This is a genomic window from Streptococcus sp. HF-1907, from assembly GCF_015594605.1.
Taxonomy (GTDB): Bacteria; Bacillota; Bacilli; order Lactobacillales; family Streptococcaceae; genus Streptococcus.
Genome location: NZ_JADNQT010000002.1, coordinates 162,621 through 189,000 on the forward strand (window position 1 = coordinate 162,621; position 26,380 = coordinate 189,000).

The 26,380-nt window shown below is 41.0% G+C and carries 25 protein-coding genes, 2 pseudogenes and 1 other annotated feature; of the genes and pseudogenes, 3 read left to right on the plus strand and 24 right to left on the minus strand.

The window, feature by feature from the left end; all coding sequences use genetic code 11:
• Window positions 1–61: 61 nt before the first annotated feature.
• From IYQ92_RS02650 to IYQ92_RS02720, 15 genes and pseudogenes are all read right to left on the minus strand, one after another.
• A complete protein-coding gene (locus IYQ92_RS02650) occupies window positions 62–1,141 on the minus strand; it encodes a carbamoyl phosphate synthase small subunit (protein ID WP_195675211.1) in 1,080 nt (359 codons plus the stop codon).
• A gap of 63 nt (window positions 1,142–1,204) precedes the next feature.
• On the minus strand, window positions 1,205–2,131 hold the full coding sequence (locus tag IYQ92_RS02655) for an aspartate carbamoyltransferase catalytic subunit (protein WP_195675212.1): 927 nt from the start codon (window positions 2,129–2,131) through the stop codon (window positions 1,205–1,207).
• Window positions 2,132–2,134: 3 nt separating this feature from the next.
• Complete coding sequence (locus IYQ92_RS02660; protein WP_195675235.1) at window positions 2,135–3,367, minus strand: solute carrier family 23 protein; 1,233 nt, start codon at window positions 3,365–3,367, stop codon at window positions 2,135–2,137.
• Window positions 3,368–3,421: 54 nt separating this feature from the next.
• On the minus strand, window positions 3,422–3,943 hold the full coding sequence (gene pyrR, locus IYQ92_RS02665) for a bifunctional pyr operon transcriptional regulator/uracil phosphoribosyltransferase PyrR (protein WP_195675213.1): 522 nt from the start codon (window positions 3,941–3,943) through the stop codon (window positions 3,422–3,424).
• A 656-nt stretch (window positions 3,944–4,599) separates the two neighbouring features.
• On the minus strand, window positions 4,600–5,496 hold the full coding sequence (locus tag IYQ92_RS02670) for an RluA family pseudouridine synthase (protein WP_195675214.1): 897 nt from the start codon (window positions 5,494–5,496) through the stop codon (window positions 4,600–4,602).
• Window position 5,497: 1 nt separating this feature from the next.
• Window positions 5,498–5,944, minus strand: coding sequence for a signal peptidase II (gene lspA / locus IYQ92_RS02675; RefSeq protein ID WP_195675215.1), 447 nt, complete (start codon window positions 5,942–5,944; stop codon window positions 5,498–5,500).
• Entirely contained in the window at window positions 5,941–6,858 is a 918-nt protein-coding gene (locus tag IYQ92_RS02680; protein ID WP_195675216.1) for a LysR family transcriptional regulator, read from the minus strand. Before IYQ92_RS02680 ends, lspA begins: the two co-directional genes overlap by 4 nt.
• Window positions 6,859–6,962: 104 nt before the next feature.
• A pseudogene (locus tag IYQ92_RS02685) lies at window positions 6,963–7,512 on the minus strand (MptD family putative ECF transporter S component).
• A gap of 143 nt (window positions 7,513–7,655) precedes the next feature.
• Window positions 7,656–7,949 carry a 50S ribosomal protein L27 gene (gene rpmA, locus IYQ92_RS02690; protein ID WP_003065365.1) on the minus strand — a complete coding sequence of 98 codons (294 nt, stop codon included), beginning with the start codon at window positions 7,947–7,949 and terminating at the stop codon, window positions 7,656–7,658.
• A gap of 21 nt (window positions 7,950–7,970) precedes the next feature.
• The gene (locus IYQ92_RS02695) at window positions 7,971–8,309 is read right to left on the minus strand and encodes a ribosomal-processing cysteine protease Prp (RefSeq protein WP_195675217.1); all 339 of its coding nucleotides are present in this window, start codon (window positions 8,307–8,309) and stop codon (window positions 7,971–7,973) included.
• A gap of 12 nt (window positions 8,310–8,321) precedes the next feature.
• Window positions 8,322–8,636: a 50S ribosomal protein L21 gene (gene rplU, locus IYQ92_RS02700; RefSeq protein ID WP_000109135.1), complete on the minus strand. Its 315-nt coding sequence runs from the start codon at window positions 8,634–8,636 to the stop codon at window positions 8,322–8,324.
• Window positions 8,637–8,671: 35 nt separating this feature from the next.
• Window positions 8,672–8,746: a sequence feature (ribosomal protein L21 leader region), on the minus strand.
• Window positions 8,747–8,813: 67 nt separating this feature from the next.
• Window positions 8,814–9,992 carry a CapA family protein gene (locus IYQ92_RS02705; protein WP_195675218.1) on the minus strand — a complete coding sequence of 393 codons (1,179 nt, stop codon included), beginning with the start codon at window positions 9,990–9,992 and terminating at the stop codon, window positions 8,814–8,816.
• Between the two features lie 123 nt (window positions 9,993–10,115).
• Window positions 10,116–11,239, minus strand: a pseudogene (locus IYQ92_RS02710) (ISAs1 family transposase).
• A 122-nt stretch (window positions 11,240–11,361) separates the two neighbouring features.
• Window positions 11,362–12,576: a tRNA uracil 4-sulfurtransferase ThiI gene (gene thiI, locus IYQ92_RS02715; protein WP_195675219.1), complete on the minus strand. Its 1,215-nt coding sequence runs from the start codon at window positions 12,574–12,576 to the stop codon at window positions 11,362–11,364.
• Window position 12,577: 1 nt separating this feature from the next.
• Window positions 12,578–13,726: a cysteine desulfurase family protein gene (locus IYQ92_RS02720; protein WP_195675236.1), complete on the minus strand. Its 1,149-nt coding sequence runs from the start codon at window positions 13,724–13,726 to the stop codon at window positions 12,578–12,580.
• 205 nt (window positions 13,727–13,931) lie between these two features.
• On the opposite strand from IYQ92_RS02720, the gene IYQ92_RS02725 reads away from it, so the two are divergent.
• Both IYQ92_RS02725 and IYQ92_RS02730 read left to right on the plus strand, forming a co-directional pair.
• A complete protein-coding gene (locus IYQ92_RS02725) occupies window positions 13,932–14,390 on the plus strand; it encodes a DUF6556 family protein (protein ID WP_195675220.1) in 459 nt (152 codons plus the stop codon).
• A gap of 108 nt (window positions 14,391–14,498) precedes the next feature.
• Window positions 14,499–15,737: a bifunctional folylpolyglutamate synthase/dihydrofolate synthase gene (locus tag IYQ92_RS02730; protein ID WP_195675221.1), complete on the plus strand. Its 1,239-nt coding sequence runs from the start codon at window positions 14,499–14,501 to the stop codon at window positions 15,735–15,737.
• Between the two features lie 26 nt (window positions 15,738–15,763).
• Here the strand turns inward: IYQ92_RS02730 and gorA are convergent, their stop codons facing one another.
• The 8 genes from gorA to IYQ92_RS02770 form a co-directional block, all read right to left on the minus strand.
• Window positions 15,764–17,116 (minus strand): glutathione-disulfide reductase, encoded by a 1,353-nt coding sequence (gene gorA, locus IYQ92_RS02735; RefSeq protein ID WP_195675222.1) that lies wholly within the window; start codon window positions 17,114–17,116, stop codon window positions 15,764–15,766.
• A gap of 117 nt (window positions 17,117–17,233) precedes the next feature.
• Window positions 17,234–17,575 carry a YlbF/YmcA family competence regulator gene (locus tag IYQ92_RS02740; RefSeq protein WP_195675223.1) on the minus strand — a complete coding sequence of 114 codons (342 nt, stop codon included), beginning with the start codon at window positions 17,573–17,575 and terminating at the stop codon, window positions 17,234–17,236.
• 8 nt (window positions 17,576–17,583) lie between these two features.
• Window positions 17,584–18,690 (minus strand): prephenate dehydrogenase, encoded by a 1,107-nt coding sequence (locus tag IYQ92_RS02745; protein WP_195675224.1) that lies wholly within the window; start codon window positions 18,688–18,690, stop codon window positions 17,584–17,586.
• An 11-nt stretch (window positions 18,691–18,701) separates the two neighbouring features.
• Entirely contained in the window at window positions 18,702–19,868 is a 1,167-nt protein-coding gene (aroC, locus tag IYQ92_RS02750; protein ID WP_195675225.1) for a chorismate synthase, read from the minus strand.
• Window positions 19,869–20,936, minus strand: a complete 1,068-nt coding sequence (gene aroB / locus IYQ92_RS02755) for a 3-dehydroquinate synthase (RefSeq protein ID WP_195675226.1) — start codon at window positions 20,934–20,936, stop codon at window positions 19,869–19,871. It lies immediately after the preceding gene.
• Window positions 20,937–20,957: 21 nt separating this feature from the next.
• Window positions 20,958–21,827, minus strand: coding sequence for a shikimate dehydrogenase (locus IYQ92_RS02760; protein ID WP_195675227.1), 870 nt, complete (start codon window positions 21,825–21,827; stop codon window positions 20,958–20,960).
• Window positions 21,817–22,494: a type I 3-dehydroquinate dehydratase gene (gene aroD, locus IYQ92_RS02765; protein WP_195675228.1), complete on the minus strand. Its 678-nt coding sequence runs from the start codon at window positions 22,492–22,494 to the stop codon at window positions 21,817–21,819. Before aroD ends, IYQ92_RS02760 begins: the two co-directional genes overlap by 11 nt.
• Window positions 22,491–23,654, minus strand: coding sequence for a class I SAM-dependent rRNA methyltransferase (locus IYQ92_RS02770; protein ID WP_195675229.1), 1,164 nt, complete (start codon window positions 23,652–23,654; stop codon window positions 22,491–22,493). The genes aroD and IYQ92_RS02770 overlap by 4 nt, the downstream gene beginning before the upstream one ends.
• A 134-nt stretch (window positions 23,655–23,788) precedes the next feature.
• Here IYQ92_RS02770 and IYQ92_RS02775 point away from each other — a divergent pair, with 134 nt between their 5' ends.
• Complete coding sequence (locus IYQ92_RS02775; RefSeq protein ID WP_195675230.1) at window positions 23,789–25,966, plus strand: LTA synthase family protein; 2,178 nt, start codon at window positions 23,789–23,791, stop codon at window positions 25,964–25,966.
• Window positions 25,967–26,038: 72 nt separating this feature from the next.
• On the opposite strand, the gene IYQ92_RS02780 is transcribed toward IYQ92_RS02775, so the two are convergent.
• Window positions 26,039–26,380: transposase (locus tag IYQ92_RS02780; RefSeq protein ID WP_195675231.1), on the minus strand; the 342-nt coding region annotated here is incomplete at its 5' end.

The window sequence follows — 26,380 nt, forward strand, 5'->3', positions numbered from 1 at the left end:
CCTATTTGCTGTCTCTCAGAACAGCTTTAAATACTATTCAACTTTTTACTACAAGGTACAATTACAAATTCAATTGAAAGGCATCAATCATTTCAAGGAACTCATCAAATAGGTATGAAGCATCATGTGGACCAGGTGCTGCATCTGGGTGAAATTGAACTGAGAAAGCTGGATAATGACGGTGACGAACACCTTCAACTGATTTATCATTGATTTCTTCATGAGTGACAATCAAGCTATTTGGCAAAGTTTCTCGGTCAACAGCGTAACCATGGTTCTGACTGGTAAAGTCAATGCGTCCAGTCGCTATTTCACGAACAGCATGGTTAAAGCCACGGTGACCAAATTTCATTTTGTAAGTTGTTGCACCATTGGCAAGGCTAAATAATTGGTGTCCCATACAGATTCCGAAAATTGGAATTTTTCCTTGAACACCACGAATCATATCAAGTGCTTCAGGCACATCTTCTGGGTTCCCTGGACCATTTGATAACATAACACCGTCAGGATTCAAATTCAAAATCTCTTCCGCTGTTGTGTTGTAAGGAACGACAGTCACATTACACTCACGCTTTGAAAATTCACGGAGAATAGAATGTTTAAGTCCAAAATCGACTAAAACAATATTCTTACCAATACCAGGTGCTGGGTAGGCTGTTTTTGTCGAAACTTGTTCGATATTATTTGTTGGAAGCACTGTTGCACGAAGCTGGTCTTGGAGATGCTTCAATTCATCACCAGCGTCAGCCATTGTCGCTTTCATGGTGCCGTGCTGACGAATGATTTTAGTCAAGGCACGTGTATCAACGCCAGAAATACCTGGGATGTTTTTAGCCTTTAAAAATTCATCTAGTGACATTTGATTACGCCAGTTACTAGCGCGACGCGCATTTTCAGCAACAACTACTCCCTTACAAGTTGGCGTGATTGATTCATAGTCATCACGGTTAATCCCGTAGTTTCCAACCAAAGGATAGGTAAAAGTTAAGATTTGACCATTATAAGATTGGTCAGTGATTGATTCTTGGTAACCAGTCATCCCTGTATTAAAGACGATTTCACCAGTTACATCAATGTCAGCACCAAAGGCCTGACCTTCAAAAATCGTACCATCTTCTAAAATTAATAAACGTTTTGTCATTGTAATCCTTTCGTAAACCCTCTCTGGAGTTCTTTAACGTGAACATGTTTGTTCGTGATTCAACTAAGCTTTTCCATTTAGAATAGCCTCTAGAATAGCCATTCGGACAAAAACACCATTTTGCATTTGGGCAACAATTCGTGACTTGGGTGCTTCTACTAATTGGTCGGCAATTTCCACATCACGATTGACCGGTGCGGGGTGCATGATAATCGCAGAGCTTTTCAGCTTATTGTAGCGCTCTTGGTCGAGACCAAACTGCTCATGATAAGCTTCTTTTGAAAAACTCTTTTCACTGTGATGACGCTCATGTTGCACGCGCAAGAGCATCAAAACATCAACCTGATCAATGATGTCATCAATGGCAACATGATGACCATAGACATCGAAAGCTGAGTCATACCATTCTTCAGGTCCGGTGAAATACAGCTCCGCTCCCAATCGTTTTAAAATTTGCATATTGGATTTTGCCACACGTGAATGGGTGATGTCACCAGAAATGGCAATCTTCAAGCCATCAAAGCGACCAAATTCTTGATAAATGGTCATCAAATCCAGCAAGGACTGGCTAGGGTGTTGACCAGAACCATCGCCCCCATTAACAATGGAGGTCTGAATAGTACGGCTATCAATCAATTCCTGATAGTACTCATCTTCTGAATGGCGAATAACACAAATATCAACTCCTAGAGCACTCATGGTTAAAATGGTATCATAGAGCGTCTCGCCTTTATTGACAGAACTTGTTTTAGCATCAAATTCAATGACATCTAAGCCCAATTTTTTCTCTGCTACCTCAAATGACTTGTGTGTCCGCGTTGACGATTCAAAAAAGAGATTGGCTGCAAAGTATTGACGACTCAGTTGAAAATCAGCTGCGCCATTTTTGAAAGCAATCCCGCGTTTGATTATACCAAGGACATCTTCATTCGTAAGAGTTTCCATTGTCACTAGATGTTTTAGTGACACGACACCATCTGTAACTGTCATAACTTAATCCTTTTCTGGAAGAATTTGATAAAGAATAATTCCTAGCAATGTTGAGAAGGCAACGCTAGTAATTTGTAGACCACCGATTTGAAGCATCAAGCCGCCGATTCCTGAAACCAAAATGACACTGGCAATCAAAAGATTTTTCTTATTGTCAAAGTCGATTTTATTTTCAATCAAAATTTTCAAACCGCTAGAGGCGATAACACCGAAGAGGGCAATTGAAATCCCACCGATAACTGGTGTTGGAATGGATTGTAGCAAGGCTGAGACTTTTCCGATGAAACTCATGACCACTGCAATCACCGCTGCGCCAGCAATCACATAAACAGAATAGATTTTATTAAGAGCCATCACACCGATGTTTTCACCGTATGAGGTTACCGGAGGAGCTCCGAAGAACCCTGCGATAATTTGAGCAAGACCATCACCAGTCAAGGTGCGATCAAGTCCTGGGTCCTTAAAGTAATCACGGTTAGTCAAACTATTAAGCACCATGATGTGTCCGAAGTGTTCAGTCATGGTAACAAAGGCAATAGGAGCCATTGTCAAAATAGCACTTGGATAAAGTTTAAATTTATAATCAACAAAGAGAATATCAAAGTCTGGAACTTGGAACCAATGACTCTTAGCAAGAGTAGAAAAGTTAACAATTTCTTGTCCAGTCACTAGACCAGTCACAACTGCAAAAATATAACCAACAATCAAGCCAAGAAGAATTGGAATTACCGCAACCATACCTTTACCGTACATATTGAAAAGGACAACCGCAAAGAGCGTGACCAAACCAATCAAGAGGTAGGTAAAATTGTAAGTCCCATTTTTCAACATGACATCGTTAACAGCTGTCGTTGCAAGGCTGAGACCGATAACAATAATAATCGGACCAACAACCACAGGAGGTAAGACCTTATCAATCCAAGTATTCCCTGCAAACTTAACAATCAAAGCAACGATTAAGTAAACCAGCCCTCCAGCAATCGCCCCTTGAGCAACTGCTGCGATTCCATCTGACTTCATGAGCATCTGCATAGTTGCAATATAAGCAAAGCTAGAACCCATATAGGCTGGAATCTTGTATTTGGTCACTGTCAAGTGAGCCAAGGTTCCTAAACCCGATGAGAAGAGAGCGATGGCTGGGTTTATCCCAACTAGGATGGGAACAAGGACTGTTGACCCGAACATAGCAAAAAGGTGCTGGAATGATAGACCAAACAGCATGCCTGGTTTTGGCATATCATTAACATCATATTTTACATTATTATCCACGACGTTTGTCTTTCTCCTATCCTAACTTGGGTCCACAATGATGACACGGTCTTGTCCATCATGTTCAGCAACTTCAACAACGATTTCTTCAACGCTACTTGTTGGAATATTTTTACCAACATAATCTGCACGAATAGGAAGTTCACGGTGACCACGGTCAACGAGAACCGCAAGACTGACACGACCTGGACGACCAAGGCTGACCAAATTATCAATAGCAGCGCGAATAGTACGTCCTGTATAAAGCACATCATCAACCAGAATAATATCACGTCCATTGATATCAACTGGCATGTCTGTCGTATCTTCTTCAACCTTAACATCGTCACGGAAAGGTTTTGTATCCAAAGCGCCAACTGGAATATCAAGTCCTTCTAGCTGTTTCAAACGTTCTTGAATACGTTTAGCAATATAAACACCGCGTGTTTTAATCCCTGCTAAAACAAGGTTATCAAGATTTTTATTACGCTCGATAATTTCATAAGTGATACGCGTGATGGCACGTTTCATCGTAACATCATCAACGATTTCTTTTGTTTTCATAAAAGAACCTTTCTAAAATACAAAAAATCTCCTTGTTTACAAGGAGATTGCACAAAATATGGGTACAGTCCGACAACTGCACTCTTTCATCGGTCTCTCCTTGCCTGCCTCACGGGACAGTGTTAAAGGATATATCTACTTCACTTATTATAACATACCGCCGTGAATTTTCAAGCACCCGCAGTATTTTTTTAAATCTATCTCATCCTCAAAGATTTGATGAAGAAGGTCCTTAAACCAAGGCTGTGGTCAATGGACAAAACAGCGATGAGAAATCAATTTCCCACCAATAAAGTCACCCCCACCGTGCAACGGATAGTTTCTCATCTGATAACTCCCTTCGCAGACTGCAAATGATAGACTCAACTCTGATAAAATCCCTCGCATGCTGAGAAAAATTACCCCAGCACAGACAATCTCTTTCGCAAGCTGCGAAAAAGATTTTCACCCTCGATGAAGTTTCTCGCACGCTGCGAAAGGATTTTTCCGATCGGATAGACTCCCTCGCAAACCGCCAATGCTGATTTCAAAGTTAACCAAGTCTCTCGCAAGCTGCGAAGGGGGATTTCAACTATAAGGAGCTTCTTCGCAAGCTGCGAAAAGACTTAACTCCAGCTGGACATGAGAAAAGGGAGAACCCACCCCCTCTACTTGCTTTATTGCTGTTTTTGTCTTAGTTTTTCCAGTGTCTCTTGGAAAATAGCTGGCGCTTCAGCTGTAAAGATCATTGTCTCACCTGTTTTAGGATGGGTAAAACCAAGGGTTTGGGCATGGAGAAATTGACCATGGCCTTTTAAGGTCTTACGAGGTCCATAGAGAGGATCGCCAGCAACAGGATGTCCGATGTAGGCCATATGAACACGAATCTGATGGGTGCGCCCTGTCTCCAAAGTCAATTCAACCAAGCTGTAATCTCCAAGACGTTCCAAAACTTGGAATCGTGTTACAGCAGGTTTGCCCTTGGCAGTGACCGCTTGCTTTTTACGGTCCTTTTCAGAACGACCAATCGGCGCTTCAATCATGCCACGGTCATTTGGCAGATTGCCATGAACAATGGCAATATACTTGCGAAGCGATTTTTTATCTTTTAATTCTTCTGCCAAAGCCTGGTGGGCTTGGTCATTTTTGGCAACCATCAAAAGTCCAGATGTATCCTTGTCGATACGGTGTACAATTCCGGGACGCACAACTCCGTTGATAGACGACAAGTTCTTGACATGGTACATAAGTGCATTAACCAAGGTTCCAGAAGCGTGACCTGCAGATGGATGGACGACCATGCCTTGGGGTTTATTGACCACCGCAACAACATCATCTTCATAGACAATCTCCAAAGGGATATCTTCTGCTTGATAATCTAGGATTTCTTCTTGGGGGACTTCATAAGTGATGACATCCCCTTCCTGAACGGTGTATTTAGCTTTCTTTGCTTGTCCATTGACTAGGACAGCACCTTTTTTGATTTCCTCATTGGCTTGGCTACGCGACAGCTCGGTCAAATCTGCCATAGCCTTGTCAAGGCGCGCGCCAGCCTCATTTACAATAACTTCCATTTTACTCCTCTCGCCATAGAGCAGTCATCAAGAGGACCACTCCGACTGTTAAATAAGAATCTGCCACGTTAAAAATGGCAAAATTCACAAAATCTAGATGAACCATATCGACAACATAACCTTGCATCATACGGTCAATGAAGTTTCCGAGTCCGCCAGCAATAATCAAAGTCAAGCCACTCACGAGCCAGAAACTCCCCTTGATGTTCTTCACCATATAATAGATAGCAGCCCCAACGACAACCACCGTAATGATGGCAAATAGCCACTGCTGGTTTTGGAGACTTGAAAAAGCTGCGCCATTATTTTGAAGGTAGGTCAGACTAACTATGCCAGGGATGACTGATTTCACCTCACCCAAGGTGATATGAGACACAATCCAGTGTTTGGATAGTTGGTCCAGAACAATCAAGCCCAAGGTGATGATTGGAATTAGTACTTTTCTCATTTGATCTCCTTAGGACTGAATTTTGCAAAGTAATCCTTCATGACGGCTACGAATTTCAGAGCGCAAGCTGATAAATTACGGTCACGTCGTTTGACATAAATCATTTTATTATCTAAATTATCTTCTAGCGGAATGACTGTGATGCCATTAACGCTTCGGCTATCTAAGAAACCTGACCCCGTTGCGTAGGCATTGGTTCGCTCTAAAATACCGTTCAAGGTTGCGCGGTCAGTCACATTAAAGGTTGCTGCACTATCTGTCGTGTCCATGAAATTCTCAGAGTAATAGAGGTACTCATCCTTTTCCTGGGTAAAACGTACGGTCGGAAGCGCAAGAATATCTTCAGCCACAAGACTCTCCTTATCTGCCAAAGGATGCTGCTTACCAAGATAAATGTGTGTCTGGAAGGGAATTAACTCAACGAACTCCAAACCAAGTTTGTCCATCCGTTGCAAGAGCCCCTTACGATTCTGATTGTTGATGTAAATGATACCAATCTCACTATCACCCTGGGCAACCTCGTCCAAAATTTGGATAGTCGTTGATTCAAAGACTCTGATATCACGATATTCACTGTGAGTATTTACAAACTGCGTCACCAAGGGAGGAAGAAAATCATAGTGCTGGCTTGCGATTGAAAATTCCGTCTCGTCACCATTGCTTTGGGAGAATTGCTTTTCAAAGGAATCAAAACTTTTAACAACCTCCAAAGCTTTTTCATAAAAGGTCAGTCCGTGACTGGTCAAAACAGCTCCCGTTGTCGTTCTTGTAAAAACTTGAAAACCTAATTCAGCCTCCAAATCACGAACAGCTACCGAAAGACTAGGTTGACTAACAAATAATTTAGCAGCTGCTTCACGAAAAGTACCGCTATTGGCAATGGCTACAACATAGCGTAATTGTTGAATGTTCATCTTCTACTCTCAACCTCTTTCCTCGACTCGTTATTACATTATAACAAAAAAGAAGAGGGAAAGAAAACAGCAAGAGCCATCTCTGATTCTATCCCTCTTAATGACTATTTTTCAATAGACTCTGCTTTTTTAGAAAAGCAATGTCCTAAAAGGATACCGATCAAAGCAGATCCCAAAAGCAAAGAAAAGAAGTTGAACACCGTTTTCCAATCACTTGCTAGCATGACCTTATTGACATAGGCTAATGATTTCCCACGCGCTAACAGAGCTTCTCTATAAGCAACAGGAGTTAACCACATAAAAATAATCGGTCCCGATGTCGTCAATGAAAAAATCAAGAATGATAGACTATTCAGCAGCGAATTCTTGTATTTTCCTAAAAGAGCAACACTGTCTGCTAAAATCCCGCAAACGATGTAGGTCAACGGCGCTCCCCAGAAATGACGACTTCCTAAAAAGAAAAGTGAAACTAGTATCGCTACCAAACCGTTTTTCTTTAAGCATCCATCGATAGTAGACTATCCCTGAAAAGATAGCTGAAAAAGCTGGCGCATAAAACATGTTTCCTTGCTTATCAAATAAAGCATTTAATAAAACTCCCAGCCCCAAGCACAAAAAATAAGCCAAAGCCTGTAACAACAATTTTTCACAAATATTTTCTGATGACTTTTCACACAAAACTCCTAAATGATTTTTCCAAAAAAGAAGCTGGGCTTACGCTCAGCTTCTCAGTGATATTATTGGCTCTCTCTAGATGTTAGTGATAAGTCACCCACTACAGTTGATAATGAGCCATATTATTTAGCGATAGGGTAAACAGAAACTTGTTTTTTATCGCGTCCTTTACGTTCGAAACGTACAACACCTTCAACTTTAGCGAAAAGTGTATCATCTCCACCACGACCTACGTTTACACCTGGGTAGATGTGTGTACCACGTTGACGGTAAAGAATTGATCCACCTGAAACAGTTTGTCCATCAGCTGCTTTAGCTCCAAGACGTTTAGCTTGTGAATCACGTCCGTTTGATGTAGAACCTCCACCTTTTTTGTGGGCGAAAAGTTGCAAGTTAGCAAGATTCATTTTTAACATAATGATGTGTCCTCTCTTAAATTAATGGGTCTTAACTATCGTTTCAACAAATTCAGATGAATCTGTCGCAAGATTAGTTAAGCCAAGAAGATAGGATTCAAATAATAATTGAACGTTATCTTCTTCATGTTGTGGCAATGAAGATAAATCAATCTTCATATATCCACCTTCAACGTCATTGATAATCAACTGCGCTTGGCAATCAGCTAGTGCTTCCAAAGAATTAACAAAATTAATGGAAAGTGTGCTAACCGCTGCACAAATCACATCAAAGCCATACTCGCCACTACCAGCATGACCGCTGATTTCAGCACTATCAAGATAGCCTGATTGGTTGCGAGTAAAAACTGCTTTAATCATGCAATCTTAAAATTAAGCGTTGATTGCGTTGATAACAACTTTTGTATAAGGTTGACGATGACCTTGTTTACGGTGGCTACCTTTTTTAGGTTTGTATTTGTATGATACAACTTTCTTTTGTTTTCCTTGTTTTTCAACAGTACCAACAACAGTAGCCCCTTCAACAACTGGAGTACCAACTTTAGTTGTTTCACCACCAACAAGAACAACTTCGTTAAAAGTTACTTCTGCTCCTGCTTCAACGTCAAGTTTTTCAACGTAGATTGCTTGTCCTACTTCAACTTTAACTTGTTTACCACCAGTTTTGATGATTGCGTATGTGCTCATGATGCACCTCCTATTTATTTTTTGTTCTGAGGTTTCCCTCTGTGAAGACTCGCCTTGCATCGTGAGTACGAAACTACTTAGTAACGATGGTCGTGCGGTTGCACAGGACGTGCATTTAGTCAACGTCATGATTTTACCACAGTCTCTTTTTGAATGCAAGAGATAACTTTTAATTTTTTACCATTTCAAATTAACCAAATCATTAGTTTCTTTGTAGGCAGTGTCAACTTTTTCTTGCATGGTTTGGTCAATACGATCACGATAACGACCACCTTTAATGAAATCTTCCAAAACTAATGTTTTATAATTGTAAGCCTCATAGCCTTCTGAAACTAGACGACCTGCATCCTGTGCCCAAACCATAGTTGGATGCGCTTTGACCGTCTTAATTTTGGTCTTGCTACCTGTCTTTTCAAAATTGACTTCCATCAAGAGACCACGTTCAGTCCAAATATCATCAACTGTCTCCAAGCGTTGATTAGAAATGAAGTTACCCATTGAATAGATGATAAATTTCTTTTCGCCATCTTTTTTGACAACTTCTGCTGGTTCGATAACATGGGGGTGTCCTCCAAAGACAACATCTGCTCCCCATTTAATCATCTTATGGTAAAGCGTTTTTTGTTCCGCTGTAGGTTCTTTTTGGTACTCAACTCCCATTTGTGGCATAACAATTGTGACATCAGCGACTTGTTCTGCTTTCTTAAGGTCAGCTTTAATTTTGGTTTCATTCAAATCAGACATATGATTGGCATAATCTTCTTTGCTCAAGTTAGCTTCCATGCCGTTATAGCCATAAGAATAGCCTAAAATCGCAATTTTAATACCGTTTATATTTTTAACTAAAATCTTGTTCGTTGACCGTTTATCGGTGTAAATACCTATAGTGTCAATCCCTAGCTTGTTAAAGGTTTGAACAGTATTGATGGCACCGCTTAGCTGAGAATCTAAAATATGATTGTGCGCCAAGTCAGCCACATCGTAGCCTGTATCTTTCATAGCGTCAGCAATGCTACTTGGAGCATTAAAAAGAGGATAACCTGCTAATGGATACTCGGAACTGATGGTGCCTTCGTAATCGCCGATAGCCAAATCAGCACCAGAAATCCAATCCTTTACGTACTCAAAGTAGGGTTTGAAATCATAAGTACCATCGCTCTGACGGGCGCTCATATAAAGAATATCGTGAATTAAAATATCACCGTTTGCCACCACACGCGCTGTCGTCGTTTTGGTAACATCTGTCTTGACCTTAGAGGCCCCTTGGTTGAGGTCAATATAAGCACCTGCTAGAAACATGAGCAAAAGTGCTAATAAACTAACAATGGTTATCTTTTTATAAGCTAAACTTTTCATTTTCATCTCTCCTTTTTACCATTATAACATGAATATTAAAGGAAAGAAAAGAACCCTAGTTAAACTCACGACAAACGCATGAACGTTTCTTCTCTGTTTTACTATAGACTATCACTTTTTTGACTAGATTAATTTCTTCAAATACTGGTCAAAGTTCATCCCTAAGTTGAATTTTTTCCGTCTCAAACTCATTTTCTTGCCAACATCTAACTGTTTAAGCACAGCTAAACAAAACTTATCCAGCACGTTCAAGTTAAAAGCTAATTGTTTATTTAAGGTCTTGTTGGCGTCCTCAAGAAAGACAACATCCAACTGCCAATGCATGCTCTCTATTTGCCAATGCCCACAGACATAAGCATAGAGTTCCTTAGCACTTGCCTGACAACTTAAGACAAAGTAACGAGTATCCTCACTTTGTTTGCCCTCCTTATCAATCGTGATACTGGCTTTTCCAATACACTGGATATGACCCCAGTCAGGGTGTTCCTTGCGTAACCAAGCCGTATCCTTAATGACTTAATGACTTCATAACGTCTAGTCTCAACCTGACCGTGAGCCTTCTCTACGGTTTTGTAACTGTCTGTCTCCCTTTTACCCACGTTAAAGAAAGGCTGAATATCCTCTAAGAGTCCTTTCTGATTTTCTTTAACCGCCAAGCAATAATCTGCTTGCTTCTTGATAATCTTGTTGGCAATAGCAGTCTGAGTACCCATAGCGTCAATACTAATCAAGCACCCTTTTACAGAAATCTTATCCAACAAATCTGGGATAGCTGTGATTTCATTACTCTTGTCATCGGTTGCCACTTGACCATAACAGATACCTAAATCTGTCGCATAGGCAGACACAATGTGCAAGGCTTTTTGAGTTTGACTGGAGTTGCCTTTAATGCTCTTTCCGTCAATCGCTAGGAGGCGTTTGGCAAAGCTGGGAAAGGTCTTAGCAGACAGGTCAGCCTCACGGAGAATGTCGTTCCACATCATGGTTACTTCAACCAAAACTTGCGCATCCAAGGTCGCAAAAACACGTTGCAGGGTGTCGTGAGATGGAATACCGTTTTCCAAGGTAAGTACACTACGTAAGGAAGTTTCATAGATAGTGCCAAAATCTTCAATATCTTCCCAGAATTCTGCACCTAAAAGGCGTGCAAAGAAGATGAGTAGCACAATATCAGCCAAGCTATGCTTGATCTTCCAATTGGCACGCTCATCACGGACAGTGATAAGAAATTCCATAATCTCAGACATAAAGACACCCCCTTAGTCTATTATAACTCCGGAGGTGGTCTCTATTTTATGAATCTGTTATCTGAAAGCATTATTTTCTTCATGCGTTTGTCCTGAGTTAAACCAAGGTTCGCTAATATGGATTAAAGAAGATCTTCAATCAAATCATCAAGGTCGTCATTCTCGGCCTGTGGAGTGATTGTTGTCACCATGATACCTGCAACAGCACGTTCTACCAAGCCTTCAACATCTAGACGTTTTTCATACTGTTCGACGTTTTTAATTTTTGGATTGGTTTTTGGACGGTCTGGTGCAAAAATAGTACAGCAATCTTCAAATGGTTGGATAGAAATATCGAAGGTATCAATTTTTTGTGCGATATCAATGATTTCAAGTTTATCCATAGTCACCACTGGGCGGATGACTGGCATTGCTGTCACAGCATTGATGGCTTGCATGCTTTCAAGTGTTTGACTGGCAACCTGACCAAGACTTTCACCGTTGATGATAACAAGACCATGACGTTCTTCTCGAATACGGTCTGTAATGCGCATCATAAAGCGACGTGTCAAAGTCATCAAATAAGCCTCAGGTGCCTTTTCTTTAATTTCTTCCTGAATCTCTGTAAATGGTACTTCGATAAACTGAATATTGCCACCAAATTTTGTCAATTTTCGAGTCAAATCTTGCGCTTTTTTCAAAGCACCTGGGCTTGTGTAAGGCGGGCTGGCAAAGTGAACAGCCTCAATATCAACACCACGTTTGAGGGCAAGGTAACCCGCAACTGGCGAATCAATCCCCCCCGACAACATAAGCATCCCTTTACCTGAAGTTCCAACAGGGAGTCCGCCAGCACCCTTAATATTTTCATAAGATATATAGGCTGCCTCATCACGTATCTCAACTTTGAGAGTAATATCTGGATGTTTCATTTGTGCCTTGATATTTGGCAAAACATCAAATACAGCATCACCCATAGTTTGATTGAGTTCGCGACTGTCTAATTCAAAAGAATGGTCACTTCGTTTGGAACTAATTTTGAAGGTCATGTCATCTTTGTAGATAGAGACCATGATATCTTGAACTGCTTTTTTAATAGCCTCAACAGACTTTTCAACCTTATAAGATGGTGAAAATGCTTGGATACCGAAAATTTGTTTGAGTGACTCTGCTACTGGTTGATAATCTGTTCCGTTTAGGTAAATGTGTCCACGGTCACGTTCAGCAGTCACCGTGACATCTGGATAGATAGACAAGACGTGTTCAATGTTACGACGTAATTGATTGATAAATCGCATACGATTCTTTCCTTTTGTTGATAGTTCGCCGTAACGAACCATGATTTCTGAATATTGCATGTTAGCCCCTTACTTTTTTCGTTTTGTCATAAACTTGTTTGAAGATGGTTAAGAATTGCTCTACCTGTCCCATGTCGTTGTCATCATCAAGACTGATTCGGACGGCGAATTGTGCTAGTTTGGTTGGAATACCCATTGAAATGAGGGTCCCCGCTGGTTTACCAGCTTTTGAAGAGCAGGCACTTGTGGTTGAGATATAGATTTCATGTTCTTCAAAAGCATGAACAACCACTTCACCACGTACCCCCCTGATACCAAAAGTGATAATATTTGGCGCAAAATCATCACCATTTTCTGAGAAAATTTTGATATCGTCATGGCTTGCTAATTCGTCATAGATGATGGTCTTCATTTTGGCGATTTTATTTAGAGAGGCTTCTTCCTTGTCTAGAACAATGCGCAGCGCTTTTGCCATAGCAGCAATACCAGCCACATTTTCCGTCGTTGAACGAAGATCTTTTTCTTGGCCTCCGCCCGTCAACAAAGGATTAAGCTTTTTTCCTTCTCTTTTATAGAGAAAACCAACCCCACGGACCCCGTGAAATTTGTGCCCTGAGAAGGATGCAAAATCAACACGTTCAGTCAAATAGCGTTCTTTGGGAACTTTTCCGATAGCTTGAACGGCATCAACATGGAAAGAAATTGTTGGTTTATCTGCCAACAATTCAGAAATAGCTGGAATCGGTTGGATAGAACCAATCTCATTATTGACTGCCATGATTGATATCAAGGTTGTATCGTCTTTAATTAGCGCAGCTAATTTTTCAGCATCTACAAACCCGCGCGCATCGACTGGTGCATAGTCAACCTCAAAACCATGCTGGCTTAGCCATTTTGCCGATTCTTTAACAGCTGGATGCTCGATATCTGACACAATAATGTGTTTGCCGTAACGTTCTTTTTCAAAAGCAATCCCTTTAATTGCCCAGTTGTCCGCTTCGGTACCTCCAGAGGTGAAGAAAATCTCATCCGATGTCACTCCTAGCAAATCTGCAATTTGCTTACGACTGGCATCCAAAATACGAGTTGCTTTGGTTCCTAAATTATGTAAACTTGATGGGTTACCAAAAATTTTTGTCGCTACTTCTTGATAAGTTCGGAGCGCTTCTGGATGCGGAAGCGTCGTGGCTGCATTGTCAAAATAAATCATATTCACTTGTTCCTCTAAAAAGTCAATTAGTTATATTATAGCACAGTCTGGAAGTTTGGTCAGTATATTAATACCCTGTCTGGTAGGAATATTCCAGCAAGTTTTCAGCATCGTTAGAAAAATGTCATCTTAGCCATGAAGTTTAAGTTTCAATTGGACATTTTTGTGGTAAAATCGTATAGTAGAAATTAGCAAGGAGGACAAAATGTCACAGGAATATTCAAGACGCCAAAAAGATGATAAGGATAAAAAATCTGGAGCAGCTCCAACCGAGCATATCAAAACAGGTTTTTCAGCACTACAAAAAACAGTTGCTCTTGTCGGTAGTATCCTAAGTATCATCGTTGCAGCTATCACCATCAACAATAATCTCAATCATAATAAACAAAGTACCGACAGTAGTAAAACATCAACAACGGTTGTTATTAAAGAAAAAAGTGGCAATACTTCAAGTAACACAACCACTTCTTCAGAAACTGAGTCAAGCTATGATAGTACAAGCCAATCTTCAGATTACACAGACTATTCTAGCCAAACAGATAGTGCTACCAACAACACAACGACTGCTAGTTCTGATACCACAGCAGCATCCAGTGATACAACTACTTCTGTATCTGCTACTGATAGTGGTACATCAACTGCGACAAATACGGCAAGCAATTAAAAAGCGAGATTTTTTATCGCCTTAATCTTGTATTAAAATCAATTAAAACAATACTAAAAAGAGGTTGGGCATGCCCAACCTCTAACTATTAGACTTAGAAAGACGAACATGACCTACCAAAAAACACTTGATTGGATTCATTCTCATAAAGCTAATGGTCGCCGACCAAATTTGTCTCGAATGGAGCACCTACTAAATCAGCTAGGAAATCCACAGCACCAATTTCCAGCGGTGCATATTGTTGGGACTAACGGAAAGGGCTCGACAACAAGCTACCTTCAGCATATTTTTACAGCTTCTGGCTACAAAACAGGAACTTTTACATCGCCCTACATTACTCGTTTTAATGAACGCATTGCCATTGATAATCATCCGATTCCAGATGAAGACTTAATTGATGTGGTCAATCAGGTTCAACCACACCTTGCTCAACTCCCTCAAGAATTGGGACAAATCACCGAATTTGAATTGGTTACCGTACTCATGTTCGTCTACTTTGCCTCTCAAAATGTCGATATTGCTTTCATTGAAGCTGGTATCGGAGGTCTCTACGATGCGACCAATGTTTTCACAGCGCTTGCCGTTGTTCTGACTTCCATTAGTCCAGACCACCAAGAGACACTGGGTGATAGCCTGACTCGAATTGCTCAGCACAAGCTCGGTGTTTTGGAAGAGGACGTTACCCTCATTTTTGGAAAAATGACCAACAGCGTGCGACAAACTTGTTACAACGAAGCCTATAATTACGAGTGCCCAACTTATGAGCTGGGGCAAGATTTTACGATTTTAGACAATGGCGGAGCTTTTGACTTTACTTTCCATGAGTTTCAACTAAAAGATATCCATTTGAAAATGCTGGGCAAGCATCAGAAGGCTAACGCTGCCTTGGCGATTATGACTAGCCTTGTCCTTAGTCCACAATTTCCTCAAATTTCTATCCCAAGCATCACAGCAGGCTTAGAGGAGACTTCCTGGCCAGGAAGATGTGAATTGATTAAACCCAACATTCTCCTAGACGGAGCCCACAATCCTGATAGTATCGCTAAATTGATTGACCTCCTGAAAGAAGAATTTAGGCATTGTCCTATCAAAATTCTCTTTGCAGGCCTCAAACGCAAGCCCCTCGCTGAGATGCTACATCAACTCAGCGACTTTGATGTGGCTGTTACTGCATTTGATTTTTACGATGCTATGCCACTTACTGATTATCCAAGTGACTATGCTAGAGTGACCAACTATGCTGATTGGCTAGTGCAAGCTGAGCAGGATGTCGAAACACTTTATGTGGTGACTGGTTCTCTCTACTTTATCTCAGAAGTGCGCCAGCATATTTTAAGCAAAAGCTAAAAAGTGAACCGTCTGGCTCACTTTTCTTATCTCATGGTCACAAATTCTTCTGAACCGGTTGGGTGGATGGCAACAGTGTTATCGAAGTCTTCTTTGGTTGCGCCCATCTTGATAGCGACGGCGAAACCTTGAATCATTTCATCGACACCGTAGCCGATACCGTGGAGACCGACAACTTTTTCCTCTTCGCCTACAGTAACTAATTTCATCTTAACCATTTGGCGATTTGGTGTTACTGCTGTATACATTGAAGCAAAGGTAGAGGTATAAACTTTGACATTTTCCTTGCCATACTTAGCATCCGCTGCTTCTTCTGACAAACCAACGGTTCCGATAATCGGGTGGGTAAAGACAACTGATGGCACATTTTCGTAGTCCAGTTTTGAATTTGGTTTGTTATTGAAAAGGCGTTCTGACAAGCGGCGACCTGCTGCAATTGCAACTGGTGTCAAAGCAATTTTTCCATTCACATCACCGATTGCGTAAATACCGTCAACAGCCGTATTTTCAAATTCATCCGTTTCAATATAGCCATTTTTACGGAAAGTTACTCCTGTATTTTCAAGACCCATATTGTCGACATTTGGACCACGTCCGATTGCCCAGATGACACGATCAGCAGAAATGACTTCACCACTTTCTGCTTCAAATACCAGTTTGCCATTATCAGCTTTGGTCAATGATTTTGGTACAGCGTTAGGGTGTAAAGTGATACCAGCGCCAGCCATTTCTTCCATAACCTGACTAGATAACATACTGTCAAATCCACGTAAAATGTGGTCACGACGAAAGGCTAAATCCGTTTTAACGCCCAGCTCATTAAGGACACCAGCCAACTCAGCAGCGATGTAGCCAGCACCGACAATGAGAACAGACTCTGGAAGAGTCTCCCACTCAAAGAAATCATCAGAGGTTTCACCAAGCTCACTACCTGGAACTTGCGGATAGAGCGGATGACCACCTGTCGCAATCGTAATGTGTGGCGCTGTGTAAGTCTCACCATTGACTTGGACAGTGTGATTATCAACAAAACTTGCGTAACCATCAATTTTTTCAACGCCATTGCGTTCAAAATTATTAGCGTAAGATTGGCGCGAACGACCAACATAGGCATCACGGTTAGCTTTCAATTTAGCAAAATCAAAAGTGACCTGCTCAGCACCAAATCCATAGCCTTCAGCATATTTATGGAAAGTTTCTGACACTTGAGCACCGTACCACATGATTTTCTTTGGAACACAGCCAACATTGACACAAGTTCCGCCAACTCGACCGCCCTCAATCAAAAGGACTTTAGCACCATGCATAGCTGCGCGATTGGCTGTACCAGAACCAGCACTGCCACCACCGATAACAATGTAATCATATTGTTTTGACATTTATTTCTCCTAGACAGTTGATATATTTACTTTATCATAAATCAAGCGCAGGGACAATTTTCTGATACGAAAGATATGAAAAAGAGCCTAAAACCGATGTCTCCGTCTCTCTTCATTTTATTTTGCTAAATCTTGTAATGGTCCAAAAACGATTTTTTCAATGTCTTGCATGTAGATTGAGAGACGTTGTTGCTCATCAAAATAGGATTTCAAAGTAGGGTTCGTCTCAATTTTTTGACCAAGATCATTCATTGCTTTCTGCTCTTCTTGACTAAGCAATTGTCCTGTCTTCATCATCCCTTGGAATTTTTCTTGCATTTTCAAGAAATCATCCCAAATTACTTGAGCATTATTGTCTGCTGAAATCTTTTCTTTAGCTGCTAACACCGCTTGATATTCTGGTAAAGCACGAATTTCGCGCTCTAATTGATTAGCTAAATCGTAAATATTTGCCATCATTTTTCTCCTTACTTAATCGTAACTTTATAATCTGTGTTGGTTGTGATTACCTGCTCAGCACGTTGTAAATCTTGAGCATTTTTAAAGGAAATCTGTAAAATACCGTAAATATCTTCTCGGTTTTCTTCGTTAATGCGCACATTGACCAAAGAAGTCCCGCGAAGCAATTCCAAAATCGTCAAAATCACATCTTCTTCATCAGGAACATCCACAAATAAATCGTAGAAAGAATCAAAACCACCACGTTTATGAATTTCCATTTCTTTACGCTTAGCCTTGGCATGATTGAAAAATTCCCAAATGGCATCGTCATCGGATTCTTCAATCATTGTTGCTACTCGGTCCAAACGATGTTTGAAATCATCAATTCGTTCTAAAACTGCCTCTTTATTGGTTAATAGAATGCTAGTCCACATCCTCGGCTCGCTCTCCGCAATACGGGTCATATCTCGGAATCCACCAGCAGCAAAACGATTAGTCATCTCATGCTCAGCAGAATAGTCCCAAGCCTGTTCCATCAGCCCTGCTGCTAGAATATGCGGAAAATGTGAAATCTGACTGGTCACTCGGTCATGCTCAGCAGCATCAATTTCAATAAATCGAGCACCAAGTCCAGACAAAACATCCTGCATTTCTTCAATTGTTCCATCTGCTGTCAGTGAACTTGGTGTGAAAATATAATAGGCATTTTCAAACAAGGTAACATCTGCAGCGATAGCGCCAGACTTGTGGCTACCGGCCATAGGATGGGAGCCTACAAAGCGAACAGGTCTACCAGCGAGAGCTTTTTCGGCAGCTAAAACAATGGCTTCTTTGGTTGAACCAGCGTCCGTAATAATCACATTTTCTTTGAGGTCAAGCTCAGCCAAAGTCTTGATAAAGGCAATGGTCTGCTTGATAGGCACCGCTAAAATGATGACATCTGCCAGCAGAGCAAATTCCTTAAAATCAGCCGTTGCCTCATCAACAATGCCACGTTCAAGGGCAATGTTGCGCGACTGATCTGAACGATTATAGCCTAAGACCTTGTAATTGGGATGGTCACGTTTGATGCCCAAGGCCAGCGAACCACCAATCAACCCCAAACCAGCAATATAGATGATTTTTTCTTCCATGCTACTTCTTCCTAGAAATGTCTAACAAAATCGCGGTGACGTGCAACGGCTTCTTTCAACTCTTCCAAATTATCAGAAGAGAATTTGTCCAGAATCTCATTGGCCACAACTGTCGCTACGACTGATTCCATGACAACACCAGCAGCTGGCAAAGCCGTTGGGTCAGAACGTTCTACCGTCGCCTTGTAAGGCTCGTGCGTTTCAATATCAACTGACATAAGAGGTTTATAAAGAGTCGGAATAGGCTTCATAACCCCACGAACAACGATTGGCTGCCCATTAGTCATGCCGCCTTCAAAGCCACCAAGATTATTGGTGCGACGAGTGTAACCCTCCTCTTCATTCCAAAGGATTTCGTCCATAACCTGGCTTCCTTTAAGGTAACCATCTTTGAAACCGAGACCAAATTCCACACCCTTGAAAGCATTGATAGAAACTACTGCTTGGGCAATCTTGGCGTCCAATTTAGTATCCCATTGCACATAAGAACCCAGACCAACAGGCACTCCGCCGACAACTGTCTCAACAACACCACCGATTGTATCGCCTTCTTTTTTGATTTGGTCAATATAATCCTTGATTTCTTGTTCGCGGTCTTGATTGACGATGGAAACTTCTGATTGACTAGCCAATTCTTTAATTTGTGATACTGTCAATCCATCTGGCACGTCAATTTCCTTACCACCAAAGACAACGACATGATTGGCAATTTCAATATTCAGCTCTGCCAAAATACGTTTGGCAACCGCACCGACAGCCACGCGCATAGTCGTCTCACGCGCTGATGAACGCTCCAAAGAATTGCGCAAATCTTCAAATCGGTACTTCATACCGCCCACCAAGTCTGCATGTCCTGGACGCGGATGAGTAATCTTACGCTTGGTTTTAAGACGGTCTTCAATGTCTTCCACCGCCATGATTTTCAACCATTTTTGATGGTCTTTATTGGTAACATTTAGTGTGATTGGCGCACCAGTTGTCTTGCCGTGACGGACACCAGAGGTAATCTCAACTTGGTCAGATTCGATTTTCATGCGACCGCCACGACCATAGCCACCTTGGCGACGCTTCAAATCAACATTAATGTCCTCAGCTGTCAGGGGTAAGCCCGCTGGAACTCCCTCGATAATAGCCGTCAAACGCGGTCCATGCGATTCTCCTGCTGTTAAATATCTCATTTATTTCTCCAAGTATTCTTTCATTTCTTCAAGTGAAATTTGGTTAATAGCTGCGCTACCCAATTCTGGGACTATAATAGTCTTGATTGATTTTCCGCGAGCTTTCTTATCATGGGCTAGCGCTTCAAATAAAGCCTCTTTATTCCAAGGCTCATGATCAATAGGCAAGCCGAATTTTTGACACATTTCACGGATATCATTGGTAATGCCAGCTGGCATCAATTCTTTCTGCTCTGCAATGCGCGATAGCTGAACCATACCAATAGCTACCGCTTCACCATGCATAACCTTACCATAACCAGCCGTTGCTTCAACGGCATGTCCAATGGTGTGACCAAAATTCAAGTATAAGCGCACGCCATTATCCAACTCATCCTCAACCACAACCTTGCTCTTAACGTTGCAAGAATGGTAGATAATGCTTTCCGCATGAGCCAAAATACTCTCAACGGAACCGTCCATGCTTTGCAATTCTTGCCAAAGCTCCACATCTTCTATCAGACCATACTTAACAACTTCACCCATTCCCTCAATTAATTCACGTTTACCAAGGGTCTTGAGGGTTTCTGGGTCAATAAGCACACCGTCAGGTTGAGTGAAAGTCCCCACCATATTTTTAGCAAAAGGCGTATTAACGCCAGTCTTACCTCCAATGGAAGAATCCACTTGAGCCGTCAAACTGGTTGGGATTTGCAAGAAATGAATGCCACGCATGTAGGTTGAAGCTACAAAACCAGCAAGGTCCCCAACAACACCACCACCAAGGGCAATAATGCCATCACTTCGCGTCATCCCATTTTTAACGAGAAATTCATAAGCCTTATTGACTGTCTTCAAATTTTTAGAAGCTTCACCTTCCAAAAAATCAAAAACAATCACTTCAAAACCAGCATCAAGCAAACCTAATTTGACTTTTTCAGCATAGAGGCTACCGACGTGATTATCGGTGATAATGGCAATTTTTTGTGGTTTCCAAAGTCCTTTTACCCAAGAACCAACCTTGCCTAGGCTCCCGTTTTCAATGACAATGTCATAGGGACTTTGGGGTAAATCAACACGTAGTTTCATAGCGTTACCTCATTAACTTTCTTATTTTTGGCGATATTTTTTTGCCAAGGCTTCCCAGATTTCTTCTGTTGGCATTTTTTCACCTGTCCAAACTTCAAATGCTTCCGCTGCTTGGAAGAGCAACATCCCCAAACCATTAACCGCATTAATACCTTTAGAGCGTGCTAATGCTAAAAATGGAGTTTCAAAGGGTTGGTAAATAACATCCGCAACCTGAATACCTTCTGGAAAAATCATCTCAGGGCTGACAACCATCAACTTGCCATCCATACCGACACTGGTTGCATTGACTAATAAATCTGACTGGTTAGTCATTTCTTGAATGAGAGCCTTATCCTCGACTGGCAATGCCTTAATTGATACTTCCGTTTTATCAGATAAACGCTCTGCCATTTGTCTTGTATTATCTAAAAATTCAGACTGATTAAAGATAATAATTTGCCCTGCACCATTTAAGGCTGCTTGGGCAATGATTGCTGTGGCAGCACCGCCACCACCGAGTATTGTCATAACTTTGCCTTTAACATCAAAGTCAGAAAAAGTTTTGAGACTGCGGAAAAATCCGATACCATCCGTATTGTGTCCAATAAGTTTTCCGTCACGATTGATGACTGTATTTACTGCACCAATCAATTGAGCAGAATCTGTCAATCCATCCATAAAAGGAATGACTGCTTGTTTGTAAGGCATCGAAATATTGACACCAAACATGTCGTAACGTTTGACATTTTCAAGCGTTACTTGAAGTTCGGACTCAGGAATATCCCAAGCTACGTAGACACCATTTACGCCAGTTTTATCAAAGGCGTAGTTATGAATAAATGGTGAAATTGAATGTTTAATTGGAGTCGCCACAACAGCGGCTAAACGAGTGTGTCCATCAATCTGCATCGAGTACCTCCCTGAAGTGTTTCATATCTGCTAAACTGACTTGACCAGGTGCACTAGCGTGGTCAAGACTGGCAAATGTCCATGAAGAACCGGTAACATCACCAGCTAGACGCGAAATACGTCCCAGTTTTCCCATAGACATGGTCGCATAGACCTGCTCAGGATTAATCACCTTGAAACCACGAGTATAGTTCATGATATCCAAAACATCTTGCTCATTTTTAGGCATAACCGCAATCTTAACCACACGCGGAGCTAAGGCAGTTAATTCTGAAAAGACTTCCATAATATTCTCTGGGGTCTCTTCAAAGTTATGATAAGACAAAATGAGGTTTGGAAATTCCAGCATATTCTGGAAGGCATCTTTGTGAGAAAAATATTCAAAATCAATATAATCTGGTGAATAAAGCGCGTTGATTTCATTGATGATAGCCACATATTCATCATCAGTAACCGTCATCATGCCACCTTCAAGGCTGGTACGAAGTGTAAAAATGACTTCATGACCTGCAAAGGTTTCAAAAATGGCTGGCGCTACACGAACGATTTCTTCCTTAGGTAAGACATCGGCACGCCACTCAATAATATCCACATTTTCAAATTTAGAAATGTCAATTGCTTGAGCCTCTTCTAAGGTGCGAGGCATTACAGGTACTACTATTTTCATTGTTTAACCTTTATCGTAAGTACTTTTAGATAATTACTACTTTCATCAGAAGTATTGATTGTAAAATCATTTGGAAGTTGTTGAAGGCTGACATAATGATGTTTAACTTGTCCGAAACCTTTTTCCAACTGTTTTTTAAATTGTTGTACAGTCATATTGGCTGCATTGGTTGAGGCAATAATGGTGCCTCCTGGGTTTAAAATCTCTAATGCTTGACTGATAAGCTTGTGGTAATCTTTAGCCACTGAAAAAGTCTGTTTTTTATTGCGGGCAAAGCTTGGTGGGTCAATGACAATCACATCAAACCCTAATCCTTTTCGCTTAGCATACTTATAATATTCGAAAACATCCATCACGACTAAGTGGTGATTGTCTAGCGGAATACCATTAGCTTCAAAGTGGGCTTGGGATAGTTCACGAGAGCGTTTAGCCAGGTCAACTGAAGTCGTCTCAATGGCTCCGCCAATGGCTGCCGCAACAGAGAAAGCAGCTGTGTAAGAAAACATATTTAACAACTTTTTACCAGCTGCCATCCCCATAACGAGATTGTTACGAACATCGTGCTGGTCTAAGAATATCCCCGTCATCAAACCATCATTCATGAAGACACTGTAGCTAACTCCATTTTCCAAAATAGTAAAATGTTCTGGGGCTTCTTGTCCATAAACAAAGGCAGACTCATAATCTAATCCTTTAAAACGAATCTTCTCATAAGCACCAAGAATATCAGGGTAAACCTCTTCAAAAGCATCAATAATTATTTGACGATTTTCATAAATGAAAGGATTATACCATGAAAACAGAGCGTAATCACCATAGCGATCAATGGTCAAGCCACCAAAATAATCACCATCTTGATTAAATAAACGGTAGGCTGTTGTCAATTCCGATTGCTCGTAGGATTGACGCTTCTTGCGTGCCTTTTGCAACAGACTAACAAAGTAGTCTTTTGTTAGGGTGACTTCCTGGCGAGAAATGACCCAACCGACACCTTTATTTTGTGGTGATAAGTAAGCCGTCCCTAAAAAGCGACCTTTACCATTGATAAGAGTAACCAACTCATTAGCGAGGCTTAGCTGCTTGAAATCTCTACCGTCCAGCAACTGAACGCCAGACTTAATTTCCTTCTCGACAAAAGAGTCCACTTGTAGCTTATTCATAAAGCCTATTATAACAAAAAATTCTAGTTTTTCCTACTAAATTTAACGTTTCTAGTCGGTATGTCACTAGAATTATGTTATAATTTAGTTTGAGATTTTATCTTTAGGAAAAAATTCATAAGGAAGTTCTTACTGTGAAGAAAATTCTAAACGTTTGTAAAAACATATTAAGCACAAGACTAGGTTTCATCCTGACCTTATTGTTTTTTTATTGGCTAAAAACAATCTGGGCCTATACAACTGACTTCGCTTTAGGTTGGGAGAATCCTTATCAGATTATCTTATCGCTGATCAATCCGATTCCCTTGGGACTTCTGTTGATCGGCCTAGCTCTTTACGTTAAAAAGACCAAGCCCTTCTACATCACAGCTTGGATTATATATACATTAGTCAATGTTATTTTAATTGCCAACGCCGTCTACTACCGCGAGTTTTCAGATTTTATCACTGTCAGTGCTGCACTGGCAAGTAGTAAGACATCTGCTGGTTTGGGAGATTCTGCGCTGAACTTGTTGAGGGTTACAGACATCTTCTTTATTATTGACTACATTTTGTTAGGAACTTTGTTTGCGACTAAAAAAATTAAGCACGACAGTCGACCTTTTAGCAAGCGTGCTAGCTTTGCTATAACAGCCTTGTCTGCTCTGCTACTTTCAGTCAACCTGTTCTTAGCTGAAATTGATCGTCCAGAGCTTCTCTCACGCGGCTTCTCAAATGTCTATGTGGTTCGTGCTCTGGGATTACCAAGCTTTAGCCTATACAGCGCTAACCAGACCTACCAAGCTCAAAAAGAACGTAACAATGCTACCGCTTCAGAACTAACCGAGGCCAAAAAGTACGTCAAAGAGCATTATGCAAAACCAAATGATAAATACTACGGCATCGCTAAAGGGCGAAACGTTATCATGATTCATTTGGAAAGTTTCCAACAATTCCTCATCGATTATAAGCTAAATGTCAATGGTACAGAGCATGAAGTGACACCCTTCATCAACTCTCTCTACCACTCAAATTCGACCATTTCTTTCTCAAATTTCTTCCACCAAGTTAAAGCTGGAAAAACTTCTGACGCTGAGACATTGATGGAAAATTCCCTTTTCGGTTTAAATAGTGGATCATTCATGGTTAACTACGGTGGTGATAACACTCAATTCGCAGCACCGAATATTCTTGCTCAAAATGGTGGCTACACAAGTGCCGTCTTCCACGGAAACGTTGGTACTTTCTGGAATCGAAACAACGCCTACAAACAATGGGGCTACAACTACTTCTTTGATTCATCTTACCTATCAAAATTGACAAAGACAAATTCATTCCAATATGGTTTGAATGACAAGTATATGTTTGCTGATTCAATCAAGTACCTAGAACAACTCCAACAACCATTCTATACTAAATTCATTACGGTAAGTAACCACTACCCCTACACTAGCCTAAAGGGTGAATCTAAAGAAGAAGGGTTCCCGCTAGCTAAAACTGACGATGAAACCATCAACGGTTATTTCGCTACTGCTAACTACCTTGATGCTGCCTTAAAATCATTCTTTGATTACCTCAAGGCATCTGGTATCTATGACAAATCTATCATCGTTCTCTACGGAGACCACTATGGTATCTCTAACACTCGTAACTCAAGTTTAGCAAGCCTTCTTGGTAAAGATTCAGAAACCTGGAGCGAATATGACAATGCTATGCTTCAACGTGTGCCTTACATGATTCATATTCCAGGATACACTGAAGGATTTATTAGTCAAACTTACGGTGGAGAGGTTGATAGTCTACCTACTATTGAACATTTACTAGGAATCGATTCAAGCAAATACACTCAACTCGGACAAGACCTTCTTTCAGCAGATAATCAACAAATCGTTGCCATGCGTACAGCTGGACAATACGTGACTCCAGAGTATACTAGCTATAGTGGCAAACTCTACTATACTGCAACAGGACAAGAAATCACCAATCCAGATGAAACGACTAAGGAAAAAATCAAAACAATTCGTCAAGCCGTTAGCAAACAACTAGCTGTTAGTGATAGTGTCCAAACAGGAGATCTCCTCCGATTCGACACTGATAATGGTCTAAAAACAGTTGACGTCTCCAAAATAAGCTACACAAAATCCATGTCAGCACTTAAGAAAATTGCTAAAGATCTCGGAGATAATTCAACAAGTGTCTACAGCGAAAACGGTGATAAAACAACACAAAACCTCTATAAGGCACCTAGCTATTTGCAACTACACAGTAGTTCATCAAGTAGCAGCACTGAAACAAGTCAATCATCAACGACTAGTACAGAGTCTAAAGATTAGACTATTAGTTACCATTCTAAAGCGAAACCCAGCATTTAAGGCTCATTGTCAACTATAGTGGGTGACTTATCACTAACATCTAGAGGGAATCAGATTGGTTCTCTCTATTTTGATTTTCAAAGCGATGAGAATTTTTGTTTTAAAGTTCTTGAAGTTTCGAAAACCGAAAGCTTGATGCTTAATGTCCTTGATGAGTTTGTTAGTGGCTTCTAGCTTGGCGTTAGAATAAGGGAGCTCCAGGGCGTTTGCGATGTAGGATTTGTGTTTCTTGAAGGTCTTAAAGACAGCGGTAAATATAGGATTGACAAAGGGAAGGTTGTCGTCAATCAGTGCCATAAAATGGTCGGTATTCTTCTCTTGAAAATGGAATAATAAGAGTTGATACAGCTCATAGTAATAGCGGAGCTCCTCCGA

Bases quoted from the DNA above. Each gene is read 5' to 3' on its own strand.
- rplU (WP_000109135.1), bottom strand. From the start codon at position 8,636: ATGAGCACATACGCAATCATCAAAACTGGTGGTAAACAAGTTAAAGTT.
- IYQ92_RS02680 (WP_195675216.1), bottom strand. From the start codon at position 6,858: ATGAACATTCAACAATTACGCTATGTTGTAGCCATTGCCAATAGCGGT.
- IYQ92_RS02725 (WP_195675220.1), top strand. From the start codon at position 13,932: ATGTCACAGGAATATTCAAGACGCCAAAAAGATGATAAGGATAAAAAA.
- IYQ92_RS02730 (WP_195675221.1), top strand. From the start codon at position 14,499: ATGACCTACCAAAAAACACTTGATTGGATTCATTCTCATAAAGCTAAT.
- aroC (WP_195675225.1), bottom strand. From the start codon at position 19,868: ATGAGATATTTAACAGCAGGAGAATCGCATGGACCGCGTTTGACGGCT.
- IYQ92_RS02660 (WP_195675235.1), bottom strand. From the start codon at position 3,367: ATGCCAAAACCAGGCATGCTGTTTGGTCTATCATTCCAGCACCTTTTT.
- IYQ92_RS02745 (WP_195675224.1), bottom strand. From the start codon at position 18,690: ATGGAAGAAAAAATCATCTATATTGCTGGTTTGGGGTTGATTGGTGGT.
- rpmA (WP_003065365.1), bottom strand. From the start codon at position 7,949: ATGTTAAAAATGAATCTTGCTAACTTGCAACTTTTCGCCCACAAAAAA.
- IYQ92_RS02650 (WP_195675211.1), bottom strand. From the start codon at position 1,141: ATGACAAAACGTTTATTAATTTTAGAAGATGGTACGATTTTTGAAGGT.
- thiI (WP_195675219.1), bottom strand. From the start codon at position 12,576: ATGCAATATTCAGAAATCATGGTTCGTTACGGCGAACTATCAACAAAA.
- IYQ92_RS02655 (WP_195675212.1), bottom strand. From the start codon at position 2,131: ATGACAGTTACAGATGGTGTCGTGTCACTAAAACATCTAGTGACAATG.
- IYQ92_RS02770 (WP_195675229.1), bottom strand. From the start codon at position 23,654: ATGAATAAGCTACAAGTGGACTCTTTTGTCGAGAAGGAAATTAAGTCT.
- IYQ92_RS02695 (WP_195675217.1), bottom strand. From the start codon at position 8,309: ATGATTAAAGCAGTTTTTACTCGCAACCAATCAGGCTATCTTGATAGT.
- IYQ92_RS02705 (WP_195675218.1), bottom strand. From the start codon at position 9,992: ATGAAAAGTTTAGCTTATAAAAAGATAACCATTGTTAGTTTATTAGCA.
- aroB (WP_195675226.1), bottom strand. From the start codon at position 20,936: ATGAAACTACGTGTTGATTTACCCCAAAGTCCCTATGACATTGTCATT.
- lspA (WP_195675215.1), bottom strand. From the start codon at position 5,944: ATGAGAAAAGTACTAATTCCAATCATCACCTTGGGCTTGATTGTTCTG.
- aroD (WP_195675228.1), bottom strand. From the start codon at position 22,494: ATGAAAATAGTAGTACCTGTAATGCCTCGCACCTTAGAAGAGGCTCAA.
- IYQ92_RS02670 (WP_195675214.1), bottom strand. From the start codon at position 5,496: ATGGAAGTTATTGTAAATGAGGCTGGCGCGCGCCTTGACAAGGCTATG.
- IYQ92_RS02760 (WP_195675227.1), bottom strand. From the start codon at position 21,827: ATGCAGATTGATGGACACACTCGTTTAGCCGCTGTTGTGGCGACTCCA.
- pyrR (WP_195675213.1), bottom strand. From the start codon at position 3,943: ATGAAAACAAAAGAAATCGTTGATGATGTTACGATGAAACGTGCCATC.
- gorA (WP_195675222.1), bottom strand. From the start codon at position 17,116: ATGTCAAAACAATATGATTACATTGTTATCGGTGGTGGCAGTGCTGGT.
- IYQ92_RS02740 (WP_195675223.1), bottom strand. From the start codon at position 17,575: ATGATGGCAAATATTTACGATTTAGCTAATCAATTAGAGCGCGAAATT.
- IYQ92_RS02720 (WP_195675236.1), bottom strand. From the start codon at position 13,726: ATGATTTATTTTGACAATGCAGCCACGACGCTTCCGCATCCAGAAGCG.